The 1,307-nt window shown below is 71.2% G+C and carries 1 protein-coding gene; it reads right to left on the reverse strand.

From position 1 onward, the window contains the following. Positions 1-33: 33 nt before the first annotated feature. The coding region (locus ACFWJO_RS39570; protein ID WP_386873117.1) for a choice-of-anchor I family protein at positions 34-1,307 on the reverse strand (1,274 nt) is incomplete at its 5' end.

A 1,307-nucleotide genomic window follows, 5' to 3' on the forward strand; every position in this document is an offset into this window, starting at 1 on the left:
ACAACGCTCCCGGAACCGGTCCGCGTCAGCGGATCACTGACGACGGGTCGGATCCACCTCGTACACGGTGGTCGAGCCGGAGACCTCGTTGGCGACGATCAGCAGGGCGGTGCCGGAGGGGGACTCGTCGGCCGGCACGAAGGTCAGGCCCTCGGCGCCCATGTCACCCAGGCCGGCCGCGGCGTCGTCGCCCGCGGCATCCCAGTCACGGTCGTTGACGTAGTCCACGTAGGTGGCGTTCCGCGGGTCGGTGATGTCGAAGACCACCACGCCGCCGATGCGCTCGAGGCCCACGAACGCGTAGGTGCGGCCCTGGATCGTGCCCACCACCACGGACTCGGGCTCGGGGCCCTTGTCATCCGAACGGGAGTCCCCGGACGGGGTCTCGTCGTTGTTCGCGTTGAACGCGTGCTCCGGCAGCTCGCCGGCGGCCACGAGCCGGGCGATCTGCTCTTCGATCATGCCGGCGGAGTCGAACAGGCGGGTGCCGTCCGCGGTGTAGATGGAGAAGGACCGGCCGCCCAGTGTGGTCAGGGAGGAGTGGCACTCGCGCTCAGAGTCGTAGCCGAGGTCGGTGAGCACCTTCAGGCGGCCCAGGGCATCCTTCTTCTGCAGGGCCTTGGCCCCCGGGAACTCGGCGGCGCACAGGTCCAGGTCGCTGACGCGCTCGGAGTCGTTGAAGTCGCCCCACTCCCGCCCGTCACCCTCGTTGGCGGTGACGACCAGGTTCTGACCGCGCCAGCGGTACGTGTCGATGCCGTCGGGCATGGGCAGGCCGTCGACCGGCCAGTGGCCCAGCTCGATGCCGCCGTCCTTGTCCGAGGCGTCCAGCATGCCCTCGGTGGACCAGTCGGTGGGCGTCAGCGCCCAGAGGTCCTCCAGCGTGGCGGACTTCAGGTCCACGACGGCGACGGCGTTGGCCTCCTGCACGGACACGTAGGCGGTGCGTCCGGGCGGGTCGATGGTGACGTACTCCGGCTCGAGGTTGCGGGCCACCCGACCGGCGGGCTCGTGACCGGCGGGCACGGCCACATCGGGGCCGGAGACGCGCACGCCGGCGGGCAGGGCGGTGCCGGCGTCGTAGGCGCGGAAGTCCACGGTGCGCACCGCGTCTTGGGTCAGGCGGGAGAACTGCTGGGCGTTCTTCGGCACGGAGACCACGGAGATCGTGCCCTCCGGGTCGACGGAGAAGTCGTCGGCCGGTTCGCCCTCGTTGGCGACCACCACGTACGCCCCGTTCGGGGAGAAGGCCAGCGAGTCCGGCAGGGCGCCCACCCGCACGCCGCCGAGGTAGCGCAGGGTGGTGG

Source organism: Streptomyces sp. NPDC127092 (assembly GCF_042722475.1).
Taxonomy (GTDB): domain Bacteria; phylum Actinomycetota; class Actinomycetes; order Streptomycetales; family Streptomycetaceae; genus Streptomyces.